Source organism: Streptomyces sichuanensis (assembly GCF_020328095.1).
Classification (GTDB): domain Bacteria; phylum Actinomycetota; class Actinomycetes; order Streptomycetales; family Streptomycetaceae; genus Streptomyces; species Streptomyces cinnamoneus.
In genome coordinates this window covers 1-21,139 of the sequence record NZ_JAIXMK010000011.1, presented here as the reverse complement: position 1 = coordinate 21,139, position 21,139 = coordinate 1, and the positions used below count along the sequence as shown (strand labels likewise).

Annotated in this window: 22 protein-coding genes and 1 riboswitch; of the genes, 11 read left to right on the top strand and 11 right to left on the bottom strand. The window is 74.6% G+C overall.

What is annotated here, in order from left to right:
• From LE181_RS05750 to LE181_RS05735, 4 genes are all read right to left on the bottom strand, one after another.
• Positions 1-1,509, bottom strand: coding sequence for a cobyric acid synthase (locus LE181_RS05750; protein ID WP_225660131.1), 1,509 nt, complete (start codon positions 1,507-1,509; stop codon positions 1-3).
• Between the two features lie 29 nt (positions 1,510-1,538).
• Complete coding sequence (locus tag LE181_RS05745) at positions 1,539-2,561, bottom strand: cobalamin biosynthesis protein (RefSeq protein ID WP_225660047.1); 1,023 nt, start codon at positions 2,559-2,561, stop codon at positions 1,539-1,541.
• Positions 2,562-2,683: 122 nt separating this feature from the next.
• Positions 2,684-2,810: riboswitch (cobalamin riboswitch) on the bottom strand.
• Positions 2,811-2,988: 178 nt separating this feature from the next.
• Positions 2,989-3,231, bottom strand: a complete 243-nt coding sequence (locus LE181_RS05740) for a hypothetical protein (RefSeq protein ID WP_225660046.1) — start codon at positions 3,229-3,231, stop codon at positions 2,989-2,991.
• A gap of 19 nt (positions 3,232-3,250) precedes the next feature.
• On the bottom strand, positions 3,251-4,501 hold the full coding sequence (locus tag LE181_RS05735; protein WP_225660045.1) for an inorganic phosphate transporter: 1,251 nt from the start codon (positions 4,499-4,501) through the stop codon (positions 3,251-3,253).
• Between the two features lie 113 nt (positions 4,502-4,614).
• Here LE181_RS05735 and LE181_RS05730 point away from each other — a divergent pair, with 113 nt between their 5' ends.
• The 3 genes from LE181_RS05730 to LE181_RS05720 all read left to right on the top strand — a co-directional run bounded on the left by LE181_RS05730 (position 4,615) and on the right by LE181_RS05720 (position 7,988).
• Positions 4,615-5,289: a class II aldolase/adducin family protein gene (locus LE181_RS05730; RefSeq protein ID WP_225660044.1), complete on the top strand. Its 675-nt coding sequence runs from the start codon at positions 4,615-4,617 to the stop codon at positions 5,287-5,289.
• 44 nt (positions 5,290-5,333) lie between these two features.
• Positions 5,334-6,458 (top strand): alpha/beta hydrolase family protein, encoded by a 1,125-nt coding sequence (locus LE181_RS05725; RefSeq protein WP_225660043.1) that lies wholly within the window; start codon positions 5,334-5,336, stop codon positions 6,456-6,458.
• A 111-nt stretch (positions 6,459-6,569) separates the two neighbouring features.
• The gene (locus LE181_RS05720) at positions 6,570-7,988 is read left to right on the top strand and encodes a hypothetical protein (protein ID WP_225660042.1); all 1,419 of its coding nucleotides are present in this window, start codon (positions 6,570-6,572) and stop codon (positions 7,986-7,988) included.
• Positions 7,989-8,003: 15 nt separating this feature from the next.
• On the opposite strand, the gene LE181_RS05715 is transcribed toward LE181_RS05720, so the two are convergent.
• Positions 8,004-8,432: a VOC family protein gene (locus tag LE181_RS05715; protein WP_225660041.1), complete on the bottom strand. Its 429-nt coding sequence runs from the start codon at positions 8,430-8,432 to the stop codon at positions 8,004-8,006.
• 23 nt (positions 8,433-8,455) lie between these two features.
• Positions 8,456-9,346, bottom strand: coding sequence for a KPN_02809 family neutral zinc metallopeptidase (gene ypfJ / locus LE181_RS05710; protein ID WP_225660040.1), 891 nt, complete (start codon positions 9,344-9,346; stop codon positions 8,456-8,458).
• Between the two features lie 240 nt (positions 9,347-9,586).
• Between ypfJ and abc-f the strand changes: the two genes are divergently transcribed.
• The 8 genes from abc-f to amaP all read left to right on the top strand — a co-directional run bounded on the left by abc-f (position 9,587) and on the right by amaP (position 15,069).
• Positions 9,587-11,185, top strand: a complete 1,599-nt coding sequence (gene abc-f / locus LE181_RS05705; RefSeq protein WP_225660039.1) for a ribosomal protection-like ABC-F family protein — start codon at positions 9,587-9,589, stop codon at positions 11,183-11,185.
• A gap of 411 nt (positions 11,186-11,596) precedes the next feature.
• Positions 11,597-11,818: a helix-turn-helix domain-containing protein gene (locus tag LE181_RS05700; RefSeq protein WP_016573902.1), complete on the top strand. Its 222-nt coding sequence runs from the start codon at positions 11,597-11,599 to the stop codon at positions 11,816-11,818.
• Between the two features lie 127 nt (positions 11,819-11,945).
• On the top strand, positions 11,946-12,737 hold the full coding sequence (locus tag LE181_RS05695; protein ID WP_225660038.1) for an enoyl-CoA hydratase/isomerase family protein: 792 nt from the start codon (positions 11,946-11,948) through the stop codon (positions 12,735-12,737).
• 129 nt (positions 12,738-12,866) lie between these two features.
• Positions 12,867-13,319: an Asp23/Gls24 family envelope stress response protein gene (locus LE181_RS05690; protein WP_225660037.1), complete on the top strand. Its 453-nt coding sequence runs from the start codon at positions 12,867-12,869 to the stop codon at positions 13,317-13,319.
• Positions 13,320-13,329: 10 nt separating this feature from the next.
• A complete protein-coding gene (locus tag LE181_RS05685; protein ID WP_225660036.1) occupies positions 13,330-13,521 on the top strand; it encodes a hypothetical protein in 192 nt (63 codons plus the stop codon).
• Positions 13,522-13,542: 21 nt separating this feature from the next.
• Entirely contained in the window at positions 13,543-13,878 is a 336-nt protein-coding gene (locus LE181_RS05680; RefSeq protein ID WP_308103077.1) for an Asp23/Gls24 family envelope stress response protein, read from the top strand.
• Positions 13,875-14,468 carry a DUF6286 domain-containing protein gene (locus LE181_RS05675; RefSeq protein WP_225660034.1) on the top strand — a complete coding sequence of 198 codons (594 nt, stop codon included), beginning with the start codon at positions 13,875-13,877 and terminating at the stop codon, positions 14,466-14,468. Before LE181_RS05680 ends, LE181_RS05675 begins: the two co-directional genes overlap by 4 nt.
• A 7-nt stretch (positions 14,469-14,475) precedes the next feature.
• Positions 14,476-15,069: an alkaline shock response membrane anchor protein AmaP gene (amaP, locus tag LE181_RS05670; RefSeq protein WP_225660033.1), complete on the top strand. Its 594-nt coding sequence runs from the start codon at positions 14,476-14,478 to the stop codon at positions 15,067-15,069.
• Positions 15,070-15,111: 42 nt separating this feature from the next.
• Here the strand turns inward: amaP and LE181_RS05665 are convergent, their stop codons facing one another.
• The 5 genes from LE181_RS05665 to LE181_RS05645 form a co-directional block, all read right to left on the bottom strand.
• On the bottom strand, positions 15,112-15,867 hold the full coding sequence (locus LE181_RS05665) for an SDR family oxidoreductase (protein ID WP_225660032.1): 756 nt from the start codon (positions 15,865-15,867) through the stop codon (positions 15,112-15,114).
• A 4-nt stretch (positions 15,868-15,871) separates the two neighbouring features.
• Positions 15,872-17,656 (bottom strand): glycoside hydrolase family 15 protein, encoded by a 1,785-nt coding sequence (locus LE181_RS05660; RefSeq protein ID WP_225660031.1) that lies wholly within the window; start codon positions 17,654-17,656, stop codon positions 15,872-15,874.
• A gap of 29 nt (positions 17,657-17,685) precedes the next feature.
• On the bottom strand, positions 17,686-18,495 hold the full coding sequence (locus LE181_RS05655; RefSeq protein ID WP_225660030.1) for an SURF1 family cytochrome oxidase biogenesis protein: 810 nt from the start codon (positions 18,493-18,495) through the stop codon (positions 17,686-17,688).
• Positions 18,496-18,550: 55 nt separating this feature from the next.
• Positions 18,551-19,561, bottom strand: a complete 1,011-nt coding sequence (locus tag LE181_RS05650; RefSeq protein WP_225660029.1) for a DEDDh family exonuclease — start codon at positions 19,559-19,561, stop codon at positions 18,551-18,553.
• Between the two features lie 74 nt (positions 19,562-19,635).
• On the bottom strand, positions 19,636-21,139 hold a 1,504-nt coding region (locus LE181_RS05645), incomplete at its 5' end, for an MXAN_6230/SCO0854 family RING domain-containing protein (protein WP_225660028.1).

Here is a 21,139-nt window from a genome sequence, read left to right as displayed (position 1 = left end):
TCACGGCGCCCCCGGTGGGATGAAGGGAGCGCCGGCCGGCACCCCGTCCTCGATCAAGCGCAGCAGCGCATCCGTGTCCGCGTGCTCCTCGATCAAGTCGCCCAGCCGGTCCAGCTGTTCCTCCCGCAGCGCCGCGAACGACGTGTCCGGTGCCGGGACGAACGCCCGCCCGGCCGCCTGCGCGACCCGGCGCAGGAACGCCCGGCGGAAGCCGTCGCTCTCCAGCGAGCCGTGCCAGTGGGTGCCCCACACGGCGCCGGACCGGCAGCCGTCCAGGAACGGTTCGTCGCCGCCCCGGACGTCCGCGACGCCGTGGTGGATCTCGTACCCCTCCACCCGTTCGCCCAGGGCGGTGCCCACGGGCCGGGCCAGGGTCTTCTCCACGGCGAACCGCACCCGCACCGGCAGCAGCCCCAGGCCCTCGACCACGCCGGCCCGGGACTCCACCTCGTCCTCGATCCGCTCGCCCAGCACCTGGAAGCCGCCGCAGACGCCCAGCACCGGGCGGCCCTCGGCGGCGCGGCGGGCCAGGGCGTCCGCGAGCCCCCGCTCCCGCAGCCAGGCCAGGGCCTTCACCGTGCCGCGCGTACCCGGTACGACCACGAGGTCCGCGTCGGCGAGCTCCTCGGGCCGGTCCACGAAGCGCACCACGACGCCCGGTTCGGCCGCGAGGGCGTCCACGTCCGTGAAGTTGGACATCAGCGGCACCGCGCACACCGCCACCCGCAGCACGTCCGCGCCGTGCGGCGGCGCCACCACCGACTCCCGTACGGCGCCGCGCAACGAGACGCGCAGGCCGTCCTCCTCGTCGATGCCCAGGCCGTGGGCGAACGGCAGCACGCCGAACGTCCGCCGCCCCGTCAGGTCGCGCAGCATCTCCAGGCCCGGCTCCAGCAACGTCACGTCGCCGCGGAACTTGTTGACGATGTAGCCCGCTATCAGCTCCTGGTCCTCGGGCGAGAGCAGCGCCGTCGTGCCGAAGAAGGAGGCGAAGACGCCACCCCGGTCGATGTCGCCGACCACGACGACGGGCAGCCGGCCCGCGCGGGCGATGCCCATGTTGACGATGTCGCTGCGCCGCAGGTTGATCTCCGCCGGGCTGCCGGCGCCCTCGCAGATGACCGCGTCGTGCGTGCGCCGCAGCTCCTCCAGGCACTCCGTCACCGTGCCGAACAGCTGCTCCTGTCGGCCCGCGTGATAGCCGCGCGCGCTCAGCTCGCCGACCGGCTTGCCCATGAGGACGACCTGGCTGCTGCGGTCGCCGCCGGGCTTGAGCAGCACGGGGTTCATGAGCGCGCTGGGCTCGACGCGGGCGGCCGCGGCCTGCATGGCCTGTGCGCGCCCTATCTCGGCGCCCTCGCGGGTGACGTACGAGTTGAGCGACATGTTCTGCGCCTTGAAGGGCGCGACCTTGACGCCCTTGCGGACCAGCCAGCGGCAGATGCCGGCCGTGACGACGCTCTTGCCCGCGTCCGAGGTGGTCCCGGCCACCAGCAGGCCCCCGCCCAGCGGGCCGCCCGGCCCGCTCCCGTCGGCTGTCACCGGTTCCTCCTCCGTGCGGACGTCCGTGCGGACTTCGTGACGACGGACGTCGTGATCGTGGACTTCGTGAGGGCGGACCTCGTGAGGCTCGCCAGGGAGAGCCTGCCCACCACCGCGGCTCCCAGGGCGAGGGCGGACACCCTGCGCGAGAGCCGCACCGCGCGTTCGATGTCGGCCGTGCGCACCGGGCGCAGCCCGGCTCCCAGGACGGGGCGGTGCTCGACGCGGCCGGCGTAGGCGAGGGTGCCGCCCAGCCGCACCCCGAGGGCGCCGGCGAACGCGGCCTCGACGGGACCGGCGTTGGGGCTGGGGTGGCGGGAGGCGTCGCGCCGGGTCACGCGCCAGGCGCGGCGCGGGTCGGGGCCGGCGAGCACGGCGAGGGCGGCGGTGAGCCGGGCGCCGGGCCAGCCGACGACGTCGTCGAGCCGGGCGGAGGCCCAGCCGAACCGCCGGTGGCGGGGCGACTTGTGGCCCACCATGGCGTCGAGGGTGTTGACGGCGCGGAAGCCCACCAGGCCGGGCACGCCGGCCAGGGCTCCCCACACGAGGGCGCCCACGACGGCGTCGGAGGTGTTCTCGGCGACGGATTCGACGACCGCCCGCGCGATCTGCTGCGCGTCCAGCGCCTGCGGGTCGCGGCCGCACAGGTGCGGCAGCCGCTCCCGGGCGACGTCCAGGTCGCCCGCGGCGAGCGCACCGCCGATGGCGCGCGCCTCGCGGCCCAGGGACGTGCCGCCCAGCACGGCCCAGGTCGCGGCGGCGGTCAGGGCGATGTCCGCGGGACGGGAGCGGCGGGCGGTACGGGCGAGGAGCGCGGCGCCGGCCACGGCACCCCCGGCGCACAGCAGGGCGTGCGCGGTGCCGTAGCCGCGGTGGTCGCGCCACAGGCGCTGTTCGACGGCGTGCGCGGCGCGGCCGAAGGCGGCCACGGGGTGGCCCCGGCGGGGGTCGCCCAGGACGAGGTCGCAGGCGAAGCCGAGCGCCGCACCGCACGCGAAACCGATGTGATCGGCACGCATCACGTCAGACCGCCGTCACGCCTCGGCGGTGGTGGTGGGGGAGTTCGAAAGGTGTGCGGCCGGGCATGGCGATGTGTCCTCACTCAGGGTCCGCGCCCTGGCTCGACGTGACCGGCGACCAGAGTCTCCTGGCTCCCGGATCGGCGTCGCCCCCGGCCTTCCGGCCCGCGTCGGCGGACCGTGGCCCTCGGTGGGGGGACACTCCCCGGTGACAGTGGCGGGACCGCGCCGGATTCGCACCGGCTTCCTCTGCTGTCGCCGTTTGGCTCCGGAAGTCCACCACGGCCCGGGAAGGGCAGTCAACTCACCCTGACCTGCGGTGAGGCTGCCGGTCACGGGTGGGGCCACGGGCGACGCCGGCAACGACGAAGCGCCGGTCCGGCGGGTGCCGGGCCGGCGCTTCGTGCGCGGGTCGTGCGGGGTCGCGTCAGGCGACGATCAGGTAGATCCCGTATCCGACGGCCGCCGCGCACAGGGCGAAGCAGGCGTACGCGCCGGTGCGCATCATCGCGCCCGGGGCGACGGGCGCGGCGACGGTGCCGTCCGGCTGCTCCTGGGGCTTGCGGGACGAGGTGCCCACGATGCCGAGGGTGAAGACGCCGACGAGCGTCACGGTCACGACGAGGCTGACGCCGAAGACCTGGCCGAGGGCTTCCCAGTTGATCTGCATGAGGGGGTTCCTTGGTTCCTTAGCTCGTCGCCGCGGCGGCGGGGGCGGCGGAGGAGGCGGTCGCGGGGGCGGCCAGGGGGCCGGCCGGCGGCGGGGCCACGGCCTGCAGGGCGGCGGTGATCACACCGGCGGGCTCGACGGGAGCGGCGTCCACGCCCTGCGGCTGGTTGAGGTCGTTGACGTTGTCGTGCGTGACCGGCTTGCGGCGGGAGGCCAGCCAGATCGCGCCGGAGACGGCCAGGCCGAGGACGGCCACCGTGGCCACGCCCCAGTCGCCCTGGTCGGCGAGGAGGGCCGCGCCACCGGCGACCAGGCCCGCGGCGGGCAGGGTCAGGCCCCAGGCCATGACCATGCGGCCGGCGGTCGACCAGCGCACCACGCCGCCCTTGCGGCCGAGGCCGGCGCCCATGATCGAGCCGGAGCAGACCTGGGTGGTGGAGAGCGCGAAGCCGATGTGCGAGGAGGCGAGGATGACCGTCGCCGCGCCGGTCTGGGCGGCGAAGCCCTGCGCCGGCTTGATGTCGGTGAGGCCCTTGCCGAGCGTCTGGATGATGCGCCAGCCGCCCAGGTACGTGCCGAGCGCGATGGCCAGGCCCGCGGAGACGATGACCCACATCGGCGGGTCGGAGTGCGGGGCGACGACGCCGCCGGTGACCAGGGCGAGGGTGATCACGCCCATCGTCTTCTGGGCGTCGTTGGTGCCGTGGGCGAGGGAGACCAGGGCGGCCGAGGCGATCTGCCCGGCGCGGTAGCCCTTGGCGGTCTCCTGCTCGTCGCGGCCCCGGGCCAGGCGGTAGGTGAGCCGGGTCGCGCACCAGGCGGCGAGGCCGGCCACCAGCGGCGCGGCGACCGCCGGGATGAGGACCTTCATGACGACCTTGTCGGCGTTGACCGCGTCGAAGCCGACGGCGACGACGGTCGCACCGATCAGACCACCGAAGAGGGCGTGGGAGGAGCTGGAGGGAAGTCCGGCCAGCCACGTGAGCAGGTTCCAGACGATGGCGCCGACCAGTCCGGCGAAGATCACCTCTGGCCTGACGCCGGCGGTCTCGTCGATGATGCCGCCGGAGATCGTCTTGGCGACCTCGACGGACAGGAAGGCGCCCACGAGGTTGAGCACGGCCGACATGGCCACCGCGACCTTGGGCTTGAGCGCCCCGGTGGAGATGGTGGTGGCCATGGCGTTGGCCGTGTCGTGGAAGCCGTTCGTAAAGTCGAACACCAAGGCCGTGACGATCACGATCCCGATGAGAAGCGTGATGTTTTCCATTCACCCAGGCAATCAGCTCGATGGTCAGTACAGCGGCGACCGTAAGGAGCCATGGTGAACGGAAGGTGAACTGGGACGGGACGACCGATGACGCCAACCGGAGGCGGGGACCGATGAGAGCACGCGAACAGACGCCGGGACCGGACGACCGCACGGCCCGCACCTGGGCGGACGTCGTGGCCACGGCCCGCCGCAGCACCGCCGACGGCCTCGTGGTGGGCACCTCGGGGAACGTCTCCGCACGCGTCGGGGACGTGGTGCTCGTCACGCCCAGCGGCGTCCCCTGCGACCGGCTCGGCCCCGGCGACGCGGTCGGCGTGGACCTCGACGGCCGGCAGGTGCTCGGCGAGCTGGCCCCCACCAGCGAGCTCCCCCTGCACCTGGCCGTATACCGGAACACCGACGCCGCCGCGATCGTGCACACCCACGCCGTGCACGCCACCGCCGTCTCCACCCTCGTCACCGAAGTGCCGCCGATCCACTACATGGCCGCCGCCCTCGGCGGACCCCTGCGGGTCGCCCCCTATGCCCTCTACGGCTCCGAGGAACTGGCCCACCACGCCCTGCGCGCCCTCGACGGCCGCACCGGATGCCTCCTGCAGAACCACGGCACCCTCACCTACGGCGCCACCCTCGACCAGGCGTACGACCGCACCGCCCAGCTGGAGTGGATGTGCCGGGTCTGGCTCACCGCCGTCACCGTCCCCGGCCGCACCCCCTCCCTGCTGAGCCCCGAGCGGCTCGCCGAGGCCGCCGAGCGGCTCCGGGGCTACGGGCAGCGCGGCTGACCGCCCACTGGCCAGGGCCGCCGACCGCGCCCACACTGGAGACGATGGTGCTGCGCACGGCGGCGGCCCTGGCCGCCACGACGCTGATCGGTGCCGGAGCGGCCGCTGTGGCGGCCGGACGGTACGCCGGCGACGCTGCGCTCAAAGCGGGCCCCGGCAAGCCGCTGCCGGGCGAGCCGCGGCTGACCGTCCACGACGTCGGCGCCGGCACCGTCACCCTCGGCCGGACCCCCGCGGCGCTGCGCCCGGGCACCTACGGCCTCGCCGGAGCCCACCTGCACGCGGTCGTCGGACCCGTCGTCGCCGACGTCTCGCACCCCCACGACCGCGTCGTCCGGCGCCTGGAGTCGCTCGCCCGCGGCCTGCCGCAGCCCGGCGACCACGTCTGGCTCACCCCCCAGGTGCACACCGGCGACCCCCGCGAGGCCCTCGGCCTCGACCACCGGGACGTGGACGTCCCGGGCGAGCTCGGACCGCTGCCCGCCTGGTTCGTCCCCGGCAGCCGCGACACCTGGGTGATCACCGTGCACGGACTGGGCACCACCCGCGAGCACCCGCTGAACGTGCTGCCCGTCCTGCACCGCCAACGGCTCCCCGTGCTGGACATCGCCTACCGCGGCGACCCCGGCGCACCCCGCCCCGCCCACGGAATCCGCCACTTCGGCGCCGGCGAATGGCGGGACCTCGACGCCGCCATCCGCTACGCGGTCCGCGCCGGCGCCCGCCGCGTGGTCCTGCACGGCTGGTCCACCGGCGCCACCATGGCCCTGCTGGCCGCCCGGGACTCCTCGCTGCGCGACCGCATCAGCGGGCTCGTCCTGGACGCCCCCCTCCTCGACTGGCCCGCCGCGCTGCGCGCCCTCGCCGCCCACCGCATCCCGGCATCCCTCATTCCGCTTGCGGTCCGTGCGACCGAGGGACGCACCGGCCTCACCCCCGGCAGCCTGCTGGCCGCCGCCGACCCTGCCCGACTGACCGTGCCCGTGCTCCTCGTGCACGGCGCCGACGACACCCTCGCGCCCCTGGTGCACTCCCGTGAACTCGCCGCCGCCCGACCGGAACTGATCACCTTGCGGACCGTGCGCGGAGCCGGGCACGCCGGGTCGTGGAACGCCGGTCCGCAGGGCTACGAAGAGGCCCTGCGCCGCTTCCTCGTCCCCCTCATGTAGGGCGCTCGCCGCCCGGCTGCAGCCCCTCCGTCGCCCCGCACCACCGCTCACGGGCGACCGGTTCGCCGGTTCCGATTGGGTTTTCGGAGCGTGAACGGCAAGACTGCTCCTGTGACGTCCCGTACTCCGCGCGACTCCCGGCTCAGACTCGTCCCCCGACAGCCGATCGCCGCCGCCCGCCGGGCCGTGGCGAACCGAGGCACCCGCCCGGCGCCCCGCCCGCCCGCGGGCACCCCGGGCCGGCCCGAACTCGCCGGTCAGGCGAGAGCCGGGCTGGCCGGCGCCGTCCGCCTGGCCCGCTGGGCCGCGGCCGAAGCCGGCCGCGGCGCCACCCTGCGGCCGGGCCTGGCCGCGGGGTTGAGCGACGGCACGGCCGAGCGCGCCGCCGCCGCACTGGGACTGACGGCGGGCCAGGTGCGCGCCGACTGGGACCGCGCCCGCCTCGCCGGCCTCCTCGAACTGCACGGCGGCACCGCCCGCCCCGGCTGGCGCCTGCAGGCATGGGACCGTGACGACAGCGCCGTCCTGCGCGGCTGGGTCGCCCTCTTCGACGCCTGGTCCCTCGCCCACCCCGAGCCCGCCGGCGCCGACGCCACGATCGCCGCCGAGGTCGTCGAGGCCGCCCCGCAGCTGCTGTCCGTCATGCACCTGTCGGCCGGCCCGGTCTCCGTGGCCATGCTCCTCGACCTGCTCCAGCAGCGCGTCGCCGAGATCCGCGCCGAGCGCTGCGAGATCCCCTACGACACCCCCGGCACGCCCCCGCCCCCCGCCCCGCCCCACCCCGCCGACGGCGACCCGCTCCCGGAGCTCCTCGACTGGGCCCTCGAAGGGCTCGCCTCCGTCGGCGCCCTGGTGATGCGCGGCGGCTCCGGCCCCCGCGCCGAGGCCGTGCTGACCCCCCTCGGCAACTGGGCCGTGTGGGTCAAGCTCGAACAGATCTGCGTCGCCGCCCAGAGCCCCGCCGGCAACATCGAGCTCTCCGCCGAGGCCATGCTCCGCGGCTGCGCCGACCTCACCCCCGGCCCCGCCCGCGCCGAGTACCGCGCCTGGCTCGCCGCCCGGCCCGTGCGCAGCGCCGTCGAGGAGCTGCTCGGCAGCGCCCGCGGCGACGACGCGATGGTGCGGGGACTGGCCTTCGAGGCCCTGCGCGCCGTGGGCGCCCCCGCCGAGCCCGCCGTGCGGGCGGCGGCGGACGAGCCGGTGCTGCGCCCGTACGCGCTGCTGTGGCTCGCCGAGCACGAGGGCCACGACCCGGAGGAGGCCGCGGAGGTCCTCACCCGGGAGGAGGCGACATGGCTGTGGATCGACACGGCGGCGGCCGTCGCGGACCACGGCGAGAGCCGGCTGCTGGTGCGGCACCTGGACTCGGCGGTGCAGGGGACGGTGCCCGGGCTCCTGGAGGAGGTACGGGCCGTGGGGCACCCGCGCACCGTGCAGGTGCTGGTGGCCCTGGCCGCCGCCCACCCCGACCCGGCCCTGGCCAAGGCCGTGCGCCGGGCGGCCTTCCAGGTCCACCGCGGCGGCGCGTGAGGGCGGAGCCCGGAACTAGCCCGCGGCGGTGACCTCCGGGCCCTTGGGGGCGTACGTGCCGAAGCTCCAGATGTTCCCGCCGACGTCACGGGCCATGTAGTCGCGGGAACCGTACTCCTGGTCCGTCGGGGGCATCAGGATCTCGGCGCCGTTCTCCCGGGCCCGCCGGTGGTGGGCGTCGGTGTCCTCGACCACGACGTACACCGCCGCCGGGCCCGCCCCCGCCATCGCGTGGTCGAACACCCCGCCCGTGCCTCTGGAGCCGACCATCACCATCCCGTTGCCGTAGACGAGCTCGGCGTGCAGCACGGCACCGTCCTCGCTCTCGTAGAGGGCGGTGCGGGTGAAGCCGAACGCCTCCGTGAGCTGCACGATCGCCGCCTTGGCGTCGTCGTAGAGCAGCGCCGGGCTGATGGTCGGCGACGCCGTGCTCAGGTCGGTCATGACGGTCACTCCTCGGTCGAAGGTCAGCGGAAGGTGTCGCAGCGCCCCATGTCGCCCGTGGAGTAGCCGGTGGTGAACCACTGCCGGCGCTGGGCCGCCGAGCCGTGGGTCCAGCTCTCGGGGGTGACCCGCCCCTGGAACTTCTCCTGGATGCGGTCGTCGCCGACCGCCGAGGCCGCGGAGAGGCCGTCGTCGATGTCGGCCGGTGTCAGCTGCTCGATCAGCGGCCGGCCCGTGGACTTCTCCGGGGTCGTGGTCGCGTGCCGGGCCCAGACCCCGGCGTAGCAGTCGGCCTGCAGTTCGGTGCGGACGGAGGCGCTGTCGGCGCCCGTGCGCCGGTCCTGGGAGCGGCCCAGGACGCCCGTGAGGTTCTGGACGTGGTGGCCGTACTCGTGGGCGACGACGTACGCCTGGGCGAACGGGCCGCCGCTCGCGCCGAACTTCGTCCGGAGGTCGTCGAAGAAGCCCAGGTCCAGGTAGACCTTGCGGTCGGCCGGGCAGTAGAACGGCCCGACCGCCGAGGTGGCCGCCCCGCAGCCGGTGCCGACCCGGCCGGTGAAGAAGACCGTGGAGGCCGGCGTGTACGTGCCGCCGCGGCGGGGCAGCTCCCGGCTCCAGAACGACTGCGCGCTGTTGACGACCGCCACGATCCGGCAGTCCTCCCGGGCATTGGCGTCCCGGCCCGTCCGGCAGCTCTCGGAGACCTGCGCGGCGGTGGTCCCGGCCGGCCGCGTCCCCGGCTCCTGTGAGGTGAGACCCAGCTCACCCGGGCCGATGCCGAAGAACAGCCCCAGCACCAGGGCGATCAGCCCGGCGATGCCGCCGCCGACGGTCAGCCCGCCGCCCGGGATCCCGCCGCCCCGCCGGTCCTCCACCTGGGAGGTGTCGAGATCCGCGTCGTCGTCGAACTGCATGCGTCACCGCCCTCTCCGCTCCTCCCGGCAGGCTTTTCCACCCTGAGTATCCGCGAATCACCCCTTCTCCGCCCTTTTCGGCGCACGGAATCGGCGGGCGGCCCCCCGGGCGACCCCGGGAACCGGCTTGCGCGCCCCCGTTAGACTTGTGCCCATGGCATTCCTCCTCGTGCATTAGACGGCGTCGAATCGACCCAGTCCGCCCTTCCGCCGTTCTTCCCTGCCCTGGAGTAGAAACCCGTGATCACCGCCTCCGGCATCGAGCTGCGCGCCGGCGCACGCGTCCTCATCGAGTCCGCCAGCTTCCGCATCGCCAAGGGCGACCGCGTCGGCCTCGTCGGCCGCAACGGCGCGGGCAAGACCACCCTCACCAAGTGCCTCGCCGGCGAGGGCATCCCCGCCGGCGGCACCATCGCCCGCTCCGGTGAGGTCGGCTACCTCCCGCAGGACCCCCGCACCGGCGACCTCGACGTGCTCGCCCGCGACCGCATCCTCTCCGCGCGCGGCCTGGACACCGTCCTGCGCAAGATGCGCGAGAACGAGGACCGGATGGCCAACGGCAAGGGCGCCACCCGCGAGAAGGCGATGAAGAAGTACGAGCGCCTGGAGACGGAGTTCCTCACCAAGGGCGGCTACGCCGCCGAGGCGGAGGCCGCGACCATCGCCGCCAGCCTCGGCCTGCCCGACCGCATCCTCACCCAGCCGCTGCACACCCTCTCCGGCGGTCAGCGCCGCCGCGTCGAGCTGGCCCGGATCCTCTTCTCCGACGCCGACACGCTCCTGCTCGACGAGCCCACCAACCACCTCGACGCGGACTCCATCGTCTGGCTGCGGGACTACCTCAAGAGCTACCGCGGCGGCTTCATCGTCATCTCCCACGACGTCGACCTCGTCGAGACCGTCGTCAACAAGGTCTTCTACCTCGACGCCAACCGCTCGACCATCGACGTCTACAACATGGGCTGGAAGCTCTACCAGCAGCAGCGCGAGGCCGACGAGAAGCGCCGCAAGCGCGAGCGCCAGAACGCCGAGAAGAAGGCCGCGGCCCTCAATTCGCAGGCCGACAAGATGCGCGCCAAGGCCACCAAGACCGTGGCCGCGCAGAACATGGCCAAGCGCGCCGAGCGGCTGCTCAAGGGCCTGGACGAGGTCCGGGTCTCCGACAAGGTCGCCAAGCTCCGCTTCCCCGAGCCCGCGCCCTGCGGCAAGACCCCCCTCATGGCCGAGGGCCTGTCGAAGTCCTACGGCTCCCTGGAGATCTTCACCGACGTCGACCTGGCCATCGACAAGGGCTCCCGCGTGGTCATCCTCGGCCTCAACGGCGCCGGCAAGACCACCCTGCTGCGCCTGCTGGCCGGCACGGAGAAGTCCGACACCGGCCAGGTCACGCCCGGCCACGGCCTCAAGCTCGGCTACTACGCCCAGGAGCACGAGACCCTCGACCCGGACCGCACGGTCCTGGAGAACATGCGGTCCGCCGCGCCCGACCTCGACCTCGTCGAGGTGCGCAAGACCCTGGGCTCGTTCCTCTTCTCCGGCGACGACGTCGACAAGCCCGCCGGCGTGCTCTCCGGCGGCGAGAAGACCCGCCTCGCGCTCGCCACGCTCGTCGTCTCCTCCGCCAACGTCCTCCTCCTGGACGAGCCCACCAACAACCTCGACCCGGCCAGCCGTGAGGAGATCCTCGGCGCGCTGCGCACCTACAAGGGCGCGGTCGTGCTGGTGACCCACGACGAGGGCGCCGTCGAGGCCCTGGAACCCGAGCGGATCATCCTGCTGCCGGACGGCATCGAGGACCTGTGGGGCCCGGACTACGCGGACCTGGTGGCGCTCGCCTGACCCGTCCGCGGGGCCCCCGGGCCCCCTTCCCGGCCGGCGCCGCGCGCTCCGGCCGGGGCTCTTGATCAGTCCCGTCCCGATCATTCGGCCGACAGGTGATCCATCATCTGAGTGAGGACGGCTCGTACCCCGATAACACCCGGTGCTCCGGCGCATGCGCTGCGCGAGGTGCGGGGCGCCGTTCGCGCCGCGCGTGAGGGTGCCCCGCCTGACCTGCCGCTTCACCCCGCCACCCGTACGGCCGTACGAGCGGGATCACTCGGAATTGCCTGCTCCGGGCGGTGCCCGGGCCCCGATTTCCGGACGGTCGTTCCCCCCGACTTCGCATCGACCTTGCCGAATGGGTGGCCATGAGGCCGCCAAGGGGTGATCATGAGAGACAAGAGGCGCATCTCCCATGAGGAGGCACGGGTGGCCGAGACTCTGAAGAAGGGCAGCCGGGTGACCGGCGCCGCGCGCGAAAAGCTCGCGGCAGACCTGAAGAAGAAGTACGACTCCGGTGCGAGCATCAGGGCGCTGGCCGAAGAGACCGGTCGCTCCTACGGCTTCGTTCACCGGATGCTCAGCGAATCCGGCGTGGTCCTGCGGGGCCGCGGCGGAGCCACGCGCGGCAAGAAGGCCGCCTCGGTCTGACGCCGCGCACCGGGAACAGCAGTCGGAGCACAGCAGTCAGGACAGTCGCCACCCGGTCGGCCGACCGGCCCTCCGGGTGGTTACTGTGCAGTCAACCAAAGTGACTGCGGCCATTCCGGAGGCCCCCATGACTGCCCGCAAGACCCTGCTCGACCAGGACGGCGTACAGCTCACCGTCGATGATGCGGTTGCCACCGTCACGCTCACCAACCCCGCCAAGCGCAACGCCCAGTCGCCCGCGCTGTGGCGGGCCCTGGCCGAGGCGGGACGGCTGCTGCCGGGCACCGTACGCGTGGTCGTGCTCAAGGGAGAGGGCAAGTCCTTCTCCGCGGGCCTCGACCGCCAGGCGTTCACGCCCGAGGGCTTCGACGGCGAGCCGTCCTTCCTCGACCTCGCGCGCGGCACGGACGAGGCGCTCGACGCCGAAATCGCCACGTACCAGGAGGCGTTCACCTGGTGGCGGCGCAGCGACGTCGTCTCCATAGCCGCCGTGCAGGGCCACGCCATCGGCGCGGGCTTCCAGCTCGCCCTCGCCTGCGACCTGCGCGTCTGCGCCGACGACGCGCAGTTCGCCATGCGCGAGACCAGCCTGGGCCTGGTGCCCGACCTCACCGGTACGTACCCGCTGGTATCCCTGGTGGGGTACGCCCGCGCGCTGGAGATCTGCGCGACCGGACGCTTCGTCCACGCCACGGAGGCCGAACGCGTGGGCCTGGCCAACATCGTCGTCCCGCTCGCCGAACTGGCCGCCGCCACCGACGATCTGACCGCCGCCCTGCTGGCCGCGCCGCGCGACGCCGTCATCGAGACCAAGGCGTTGTTGCGGGGCGCGGGGGACCGCACCTACGACGAGCAGCGCGTCGCCGAGCGCGCCGCGCAGGCCCGCCGGCTGCGGGACCTCGCGGGTCTGGGCGAGTAGCGGCCCGCCCGTCCGGGACGGGGCCCACTCGAACGGTGGCCTCCGTCCCGCCCTTCCGGCGCATCGGCCGCGCACGGCGGGGCAAGCGCACCTATGGTGGCAAATGGACGGGAAAAGAGGCGATCGACCATGAGCGAAAGCACCAGCCAGACCGGCCGCCCGGGCGACCGGGGCAAGCAGCCACCGGTTGCCCCGGGCGACCGCGGCCGCACCACCATCGCCGACGGCGTCGTCGAGAAGATCGCGGGACTGGCGGCCCGCGAGGTGATGGGCGTCCACGCCATGGGCAGCGGCTTCGCCCGCACCTTCGGCGCCATGCGCGAGCGGGTACCCGGCGGGGGCAGCAAGTCCGTCACCCGGGGCGTCAAGGCCGAGGTCGGTGAGGTGCAGACGGCCCTCGACCTGGAGATCGTCGTCGAATACGGCGTCGCCATCGTGGAGGTGGCCCGCGCCGTGCGGGAAAACGTCATCGCGGCCGTGGAACGCATGACGGGCCTGCAGGTCGTCGAGGTGAACATCGCCGTCACCGACGTCAAGCTGCCCGACGAGGAAGAGGAAGAGCCGGAGCCCAGGATCCAGTGAGGAGCGCGCCATGAGCATGGCCGGGGCCGGCATGATCGCCGGCATGGCGTTGGGGTTCGCCGGCTACTTCGGCGGATTCGGGGCCTTTCTGCTGGTGGCGGCGCTGGGCGCCGTCGGGTTCGTGGCGGGCCGGTTCCTCGACGGCGATCTGGAGCCGGGTGACTTCTTCCACCCGCGCGACCGCGACGGACGCGGGAGGTAGGGCGTGGGGGGAGGACCCGCGGTGGAACCCGCCGAGCGCGGGGCGACCCGCATCGCCGACCGCGTCGTAGCGAAGATCGCCTCCCAGGCGGCCCGCGAGGCACTGCACGGGACGGCGACGGAAGGGCACGAGTCGCCCCGGGCGTCCGTCGTCGTCCGCGACGGCACCGCCCGGGTGCGGATCACCGTCGACCTGGACTACCCCGCGGACATCGGCGCCCGCTGCAGTGCGGTGCGCGGCCGCATCGTCGAGCGGATCCGCGGCCTGGCCGGCATGGACGTACCCGAGGTGGTGATCACCGTGGAGCGGCTGCACTCGTCGCACACCGGCCGCGTGGGCGCGGAGCGGGTCCGATGAGCGGTGTACCGCTGCAGAAGACGCCGCCGGACGCACCGCCGCCCGGCGACGGGGCCGCACACCGCTTCTGGTCGGTGCGCCGCCTGCCCGCCGCGTTCGTCGCGGCCGGCGTGCTGGCGGCCGCGGGCCTCCTCCTCTACGACGTCGTCTCCGTACGGACCGGCCACCCCGCCATGGCCTGGCGCCGCGGCCTCGCCCGGGAGCTCGCCGGGCGCCCCCTGGGCGACGGCTGGGTGACGGCAGGCGCCGCCGTGGCCGTCCTGCTGGGCCTGTGGCTGATCGTGCTGGCCGTCACCCCCGGACTGCGCGGCGTCCTGCCGATGCGGCGGGCCGCCGGCGTGCGGGCCGGACTCGACCGGCGGGCCGCGGCCCTGGTACTGCGCGACCGGGCCCTGCGGGTCTCCGGCGTGCAGTCCGTACGCGTCGACGTCGGCCGCCGTGTGGTCAGGGCCCGTGCCCAGGCGCACTTCCGCGACCTGGACGAGGTGCGCACGGACGTCAACAGCGTTCTGGCCGAGGGCGTGCGGGAGCTGGGGCTGGCCCGGGAGCCGTCCCTGTCCGTGCACGTCCGCAGGGCGGCGAAGGGGTGAGCGCACGGTGCTGAGGACCGTCAACCGGATCCTGGTGGGGCTGGCCGGAGCGCTGCTGCTGGCGCTCGGCGCCGCCGTCCTGATCGCGGCGCTGGACCTGCCGCGGCACTGGGACGTCCTGCCGTCGGCGTGGCCGTTCGACGGCCCGCACGACGTGCTGCTCGCCCGTGAGGACCGGCTGAGGTGGCGCGGCAGCGGCTGGTGGTGGCCGGTGGTGATCGCGGCGCTGGCCGTCGCCGTCCTGCTCGCCGTGTGGTGGCTGCTGGCGCTGGCCGCCCGGCGCCGGCTGCGCGAACTGGCCGTTCACAGCGGCGGGAGTGCGGTGGCGTCGGTGCGGGGGCGGGCGCTGGAGGAGGCGATGGGCGCCGAGACGGAGGGGCTGGAGGGCGTGGAGCGGGCCGCGGTCGCCCTGACGGGGCGGCGGGGTGCGCCGCAGGTGCGCCTCGTGCTGGTCCTGGGCGCGCACGCCGGCCCCGCCGCGGCGCTGGAACGGCTGCGGGCCGAGGTCCTGCACCACGCCAGGGTCTCGGCGGGGGTGCCCCACCTGCCCGCCGAGGTCCGCCTGCGCACGGTGCGGCACCGCCCGGAGCGGGTGGAGTGAGCCCGGGCCCCGGACGGTCCTGCGGCCGGAGGTGCCGGGGCGTCAGAAGCCGTGGCGGGCACCCCCGTCCACGGGCAGCACCACGCCCGTCAGGTAGGAGGCCGCGGGCGACAGCAGGAACGCCGCCGCCCTGCCGAACTCCTGCGGCGTCCCGTAGCGGCCCAGCGGGATCGCCGCCCCGCGGCGGGCCCGGACCGCCTCCGGGTCCCCGGCGAGCGCGTCGAGCTCGCGCAGGCGGTCGGTGTCGATCCGGCCGGGCGCGAGCCCCACGACCCGGATGCCGCGCGGGCCCAGGTCCCGGGAGAGCGACTTGGCGAAGCCGGCCAGGCCCGGGCGCAGCCCGTTGGAGATCGTGAGACCGGGGATCGGCTCGTGCACCGACGCCGACAGGACGAAGCCGATGACGCCGCCCTCGGACAGCCCGGCCGCCGCCGCCCGGGCCAGTCGCACCGCACCGAGGAAGACGGAGTCGAAGGCGGCCTGCCACTGGGCGTCGTCGTTGTCGGCCGCCGAGCCCGGCGGCGGGCCGCCGACGCTGATGAGGATGCCGTCGAAGCGGCCGAAGCGCTCGCGCGCGACGGCGATCAGCCGTTCCGCGGTGGCGGGGTCGGCGTTGTCGGCGGCGACGCCGACGGCGTTCGGGCCGAGCTCCCGCGCCGCCGCCCCGGCCGCCTCGCCGTCCCGGCCGGAGACGACGACCCGGGCGCCGTCGGTGGTCAGCTCGCGGGCGGTGGCCAGTCCCAGCCCACGGCTCGCGCCGGTCAGCACGTACACCCGGTCCTTGAGTCCAAGATCCATGCGCTCAGTCTGCCGTTCCGCCGCCGGAGAGGAGAAGAGCCGTGCCCACCAGGCCGATGTGGCTGAACGCCTGCGGGAAGTTGCCGAGCTGCCGGCCGGCCAGGGGGTCGTACTCCTCGGACAGCAGGCCCACGTCGTTGCACACCCCGAGCACCTGCTCGAACAGCTCCCGGGCCTCCTTGGTGCGGCCGGTCAGGTGGAGCGCGTCGGCGAGCCAGAACGAGCAGACGGTGAAGACGCCCTCGCCGGCGGGCAGTCCGTCCACGGGCGGGCCCTCGCCGCTGTAGCGGCGGACGAACCCGCCGTGGGCCAGCTCCCGGCGCACCGCGTCGACCGTGCCGACGACGCGCGGGTCGTCCGGCGGCAGGAAGCCGACGCGGGGGATGAGGAGGGTGGCCGCGTCCAGCTCGTACGAGCCGTAGGACTGGGTGAAGGTGCCGCGCTCGGCGTCGTAGCCCCGCTCGCACACCTCGCGGTGGACCTCGTCGCGCATCGCGCGCCAGCCGTCGAGGTCGCCCTCCAGCCCGGGGTCCGCCTCCAGGGTCCGTACGGCCCGGTCGGCGGCGACCCAGGCCATGACCTTGGAGTGCACGAAGTGCCGGCGGGGCCCGCGGACCTCCCACAGTCCCTCGTCGGGCTCGCGCCAGTGGTGCTGCAGGAACGTCAGGAAGCAGCGCTGGACGTTCCAGGCGTGCGGCTTGCCGCTCAGCCCGCCCCGGCGGGCGGTGTGCAGGGAGTCGATGACCTCGCCGTAGATGTCGAGCTGCAGCTGGGTGGCGGCGTTGTTGCCGACGCGGACGGGGAAGGACCGCTCGTACCCGGGCAGCCAGGGCAGGTCCGTCTCCGGCAGCCGGCGCTCGCCCCCGAGGCCGTACATGATCTGCAGGTCGGCGGGGTCGCCGGCGACCGCGCGCAGCAGCCAGTCGCGCCACGCGGCGGCCTCGTCCTCGTAGCCGAGGGAGAGCAGGGCGTTGAGGGTGAGGGTGGAGTCGCGCAGCCAGCAGTAGCGGTAGTCCCAGTTGCGCACGCCCCCGATCTCCTCGGGCAGGGAGGTGGTGGGCGCGGCGACGATGCCGCCGGTGGGGGCGTAGGTGAGGGCCTTGAGCGTGATCAGCGAGCGGACGACCGCCTCCCGGTACGGTCCGCGGTAGCGGCAGCGGCCCGCCCACTCGCGCCAGTCCTCCAGGCTGTGGCGCAACGCCTCGTGCGGGTCGACGAGCCGGGGGCGGGGCTCGTGGGAGGGGTGCCAGGTCAGGACGAAGGCGACCTTCTCGCCCGCCTCGACGGTGAATTCGGAGCGGGTGCTGAAGTCACGGCCGTACGTGGGGACCTCCGGTTCGCTGCGCAGCCAGACCGAGTCCGGTCCGGCGACGGCGACGCGGTGGCCGTCGGTACGGCGTATCCAGGGCACGACGTGGCCGTAGTCGAAGCGCAGCCGCAGCACGCTCAGCATCTCGACGCTGCCGCTGACGCCCTCGACGATGCGCACGAGGTCGGGGGCCCGGTCGCGCTGCGGCATGAAGTCGGTGACCTTGACGGTGCCGGTGTCCGTCTCCCACACCGAGTCCAGGACGAGGGAGTCCTCGCGGTAGGCGCGCCGGGTGCAGGCGCCCGCCCCGGCGGGGGCCAGGCGCCAGTGGCCGTTGTCGTCGTCGCCCAGGAGCGCGGCGAAGCAGGCGGGTGAGTCGAAGCGGGGCAGGCAGAGCCAGTCGACGGAGCCGTCGCGGCCGACGAGGGCCGCGGTCTGGAGATCGCCGATGAGCGCGTAGTCCTCGATGAGTGCAGCCACGCGAGGCGTCTTCCCTGATCGGCGCGGGCCTACTCCGGCGTGGCGGCCGTCCGGGCGGCGCCGGCGTCCGCCTCTGCGCTCTCCTGTGCGCCGGTGGCGGCGGCCAGGCGGTCACGGCGCTCCCGGCGCACCAGGACGACCCAGCCGACGGGGACGAACGCGGCGAACAGCCACCACTGCACGGCGTAGGCCATGTGCGGGCCGATGCTGCTGTGGTCGGGGGCGGCGACGGGCTTGGGGCCGCCCTTGCCGGCCGGTCCGGTGAGCTCGACGTAGCCGCCGAGCAGGGGGCGGTGCAACTGGGCCGCGCGCTGCTCGCTGTTGATGAGCATCACCTGGCGGGGCGGCAGGCCCGCGGTGTTCTTGATGCCGCTGGCGGTGGTCTCGTCGGCCTTCAGCCGGCCGGTGACGGTGACCTTGCCGGCCGGTGCGGCGGGGACGTCCGGGAAGCGGGTCAGGTCGCCGTCGGCCGGGACCCAGCCGCGGTTGACGAGCACGGCCCGGCCGTCCTCCATGACCAGCGGCGTGAGGACGAAGTAGCCCTGGTTGCCGTCGGAGTCCGTGCGCATCCGGACGACGACCTCGCCCTGGGGGTCGTAGGTACCGCTGGCCGTGACGGCGCGCCAGACGGCGTCGTGCGCCACCGTGCGGCCGGGGGCGGTGAGCTCGGTCACGGGGACGGGATCGGCGGACAGGCTCCGGGCGATCTGGTCGTTCCGCGCGACCCGGTGCTCGTGGCGATGCAGCTGCCAGAAGCCCAGCTTGATCATCACCGGGATGAGGGCGAGTCCCACGAGTGTGGTGATCACCCACTGCCGGGACAACAGGAAGCGGTACACGCTTTGACGGTACCTGGTGGGGTTCGCCCCCCGGCCAGCGGGTGGCGTGCGGGCGTTATGCGCCACTTGTCCCGTTCGTGGGTGTCGCCGGGGTCACATGCGAGAGCAGCTGGACGAACGCCGCCTCGTCGATCACGGGCGTGCCGAACGAGCGGGCCTTGGTGGTCTTGGACGTGGGGGAGTCCGGGTCGTTGGTGACCAGCACGCTGGTGAGCCGGGAGATGCTGGTGGCCACGTGCAGCCCGGCGTCGACGGCCCGGTCCTCCAGCAGCTCGCGGTCGATGGAGGTGTCTCCGGAGAACGCCACCCGCATGCCCTGCACGAGCTGCCCGCCGGGGATGTACCGGCCGGGGTTGGGGTACGGGCAGGCCGGGCGCTTCCGGCTGGCCCGCCACGTCGCCGGCCGGTAGGACGCCTGATACCCGACCCGCGCCGAGCGGGCGCCGGCCGACGGGCCGTCGGACCACTCCGTCAGCGGCTGGCAGGCCAGCAGCGGCAGCTGCAGCCCCGCCTCCGCCGCCAGGTGCAGGCTCGGCCGGAACGCCTCGGCGAGCACCCGGGCGTCGTCCAGCGCGTGGTGGGCGCGCTGCTGCACGACGCCGTAGTGCGCGGCCAGCGACTCCAGCTTGTGGTTGGGCAGCGGCAGCCGCAGCTCCTTCGACAGCGCGATGGTGCACAGCCGTTGCCGCACGGGGGCGGCGGACCGCGCCCGGGCGTACTCCCGCGCGATCATCGACCAGTCGAAGGCCGCGTTGTGCGCGACCAGGACCCGCCCGTCGAGCCGCTTGGCGAACTCGTCCGCGATCTCCGGGAACAGCGGCGCGCCCGCCAGGACTTCGGAGGTCAGCCCGTGGATCCACACCGGACCCGGATCCCGCTCCGGATTGACCAGCGTGTACCACTGGTCCTCCACCCGGCCGCGGGCGTCGAGCTGATAGACCGCCGCCGACACTATCCGGTCGTCCCGGGCGAGACCGGTGGTCTCGACGTCGACGACCGCGTACCCCTCGGGATACGCGGTCGGCCACGGGCTGGGCGAGGCGGCGGCGGTGCGGTCTTCGAGCATGGTCCAAGAGCTTACGGGCCCCCGCTGACAACGCGGGATCCGGCCGGGGCCCGGGAGCGGGCGGACGGCCGGGATCAGGCCAGCGGCGTCAGGAGGTCGCCGGCCGTGACACGCTCCGCCTCCTGCCAGGCGTCCACGGCACCGGGGAAGAGCCGGTAGACAGTGCCGGTCGCCTCCTCGGGGCACACGGTCCCCTCGGCGAACGCGAGGAGGACGTGCCGCCCCCGGGCGGCCCGGGCCGCGAGGCCGTCAGTGTTTTCGGCGTTTCCGGCGTTCCCGGCGGTCCCGGCCTGCTCCCGGGCCTCGGGCGCCCCCAGCGCCCGCAGCCGCGCCGCGAAGGACGACACGTCCTCTCCGGCGCGGCGCCGGTAGCGCCACAGCTCGCCGGGCGCTCCCGGCGCCGGGGCCCGGCGGACCACGGCCGTCTCGTCGGCGCGCGCCGCCGCGTGCCAGCAGGCGACGTCCCACAAGGTGGTGCGGGCACCGCCCTCGAAGTACGCCCACAGGTCGCGGCCGAGCGAACCCAGGCCGTCGCCGTGCCGCCCCGCGTCGTGGAAGCCGATCTCACCCGGAAGGTGGACGTCGGTCCACACCGCGCGCCCGTCGGCGAGGTCGACGAGCATCGGCACGCACACGCGCGACGGCCCGGCGAGGTCGAACCGCTGTCGCACGCTCCCCGCGTCGTACGACGCATCGCGCACCCCGGGGGCGGGCAGGGCCATGAAGCCCGCGAAGGCGTCCGGCAGCTCGTCGAAGGGCACGTCGTTGAAGCTGAAGACGACCGGCACGGCGAAACGCGCACCACCGGACCTCAGCGCGGCGAGGTCGAGGTCGACGTACTCGGTCGCACCGTCCGGAGCGGGCGCGGAGGTGAGGTCGCCGGAGTGCACGGCGGCGTCGCCCCGGCGCAGGTCGGTGTAGTCGCAGACGCCGGCCACGTTCCAGTCGTCGTCGAAGAACACCACCGACAGGTCGAGGTCCACGCGCGTGCCCGCGGGCTCGGTCCAGTGCAGGAACAGGCGCAGCGTCCCGCCCTCCGGCAACGGCAGCTCGCTGCCGCGCGGCACGGCGACCAGGGAAGCCGAGGACGCCCGCTCCGCGAACGGCACCGCGAGCGAGGCCAGCTCCGGGTCGAGCACGGCGAGCTCGTAGCGCGGCGCCCGGCCCAGCCGCCGCAGCAGCTCGGCCTCCAGCAGCGCGCGCACCCTCGTGACGAGCGGTTCCGCGAGCGGCGCCCGCGTGTCGTCGGCGGGGTAGGCGTGCGTGACCCGGCCCCGGGGGAAGAACACCCGCCGCCGCGCCGGCAGGTGCCGGCCGCGCAGCGCACCCCACGCGCCCAGCAGCGGCCCGGGCCCCACCCGGGGCAGGGCGTGCTCCAGCGCTCCGGCCAGCGCGGGCGCCGGCTCCTCGCCGCCGTACGCGCGCAGCAGCTGGTCCAGCCGCCGCACCAGCTCGCCCGGCCGCTGCCGCAGCAACGCCACGGCCGCCCCGGGATCACCGGCGCGCAGCGCCGCCTCGACCCGGCCGGCCCAGGTGCGGGCGACGAGGCGGCCGCCGCGCACCGCAACGGCCTGCGGG

Excerpts from the sequence above, each read along its gene's own strand:
- LE181_RS05675 (WP_225660034.1), top strand. The coding sequence starts at position 13,875 with ATGAGCGGTGTACCGCTGCAGAAGACGCCGCCGGACGCACCGCCGCCC.
- LE181_RS05690 (WP_225660037.1), top strand. The coding sequence starts at position 12,867 with ATGAGCGAAAGCACCAGCCAGACCGGCCGCCCGGGCGACCGGGGCAAG.
- LE181_RS05745 (WP_225660047.1), bottom strand. The coding sequence starts at position 2,561 with ATGCGTGCCGATCACATCGGTTTCGCGTGCGGTGCGGCGCTCGGCTTC.
- ypfJ (WP_225660040.1), bottom strand. The coding sequence starts at position 9,346 with ATGCAGTTCGACGACGACGCGGATCTCGACACCTCCCAGGTGGAGGAC.
- LE181_RS05725 (WP_225660043.1), top strand. The coding sequence starts at position 5,334 with ATGGTGCTGCGCACGGCGGCGGCCCTGGCCGCCACGACGCTGATCGGT.
- LE181_RS05665 (WP_225660032.1), bottom strand. The coding sequence starts at position 15,867 with ATGGATCTTGGACTCAAGGACCGGGTGTACGTGCTGACCGGCGCGAGC.
- LE181_RS05650 (WP_225660029.1), bottom strand. The coding sequence starts at position 19,561 with ATGCTCGAAGACCGCACCGCCGCCGCCTCGCCCAGCCCGTGGCCGACC.
- LE181_RS05715 (WP_225660041.1), bottom strand. The coding sequence starts at position 8,432 with ATGACCGACCTGAGCACGGCGTCGCCGACCATCAGCCCGGCGCTGCTC.
- LE181_RS05685 (WP_225660036.1), top strand. The coding sequence starts at position 13,330 with ATGAGCATGGCCGGGGCCGGCATGATCGCCGGCATGGCGTTGGGGTTC.
- LE181_RS05730 (WP_225660044.1), top strand. The coding sequence starts at position 4,615 with ATGAGAGCACGCGAACAGACGCCGGGACCGGACGACCGCACGGCCCGC.
- LE181_RS05735 (WP_225660045.1), bottom strand. The coding sequence starts at position 4,501 with ATGGAAAACATCACGCTTCTCATCGGGATCGTGATCGTCACGGCCTTG.
- LE181_RS05695 (WP_225660038.1), top strand. The coding sequence starts at position 11,946 with ATGACTGCCCGCAAGACCCTGCTCGACCAGGACGGCGTACAGCTCACC.
- LE181_RS05740 (WP_225660046.1), bottom strand. The coding sequence starts at position 3,231 with ATGCAGATCAACTGGGAAGCCCTCGGCCAGGTCTTCGGCGTCAGCCTC.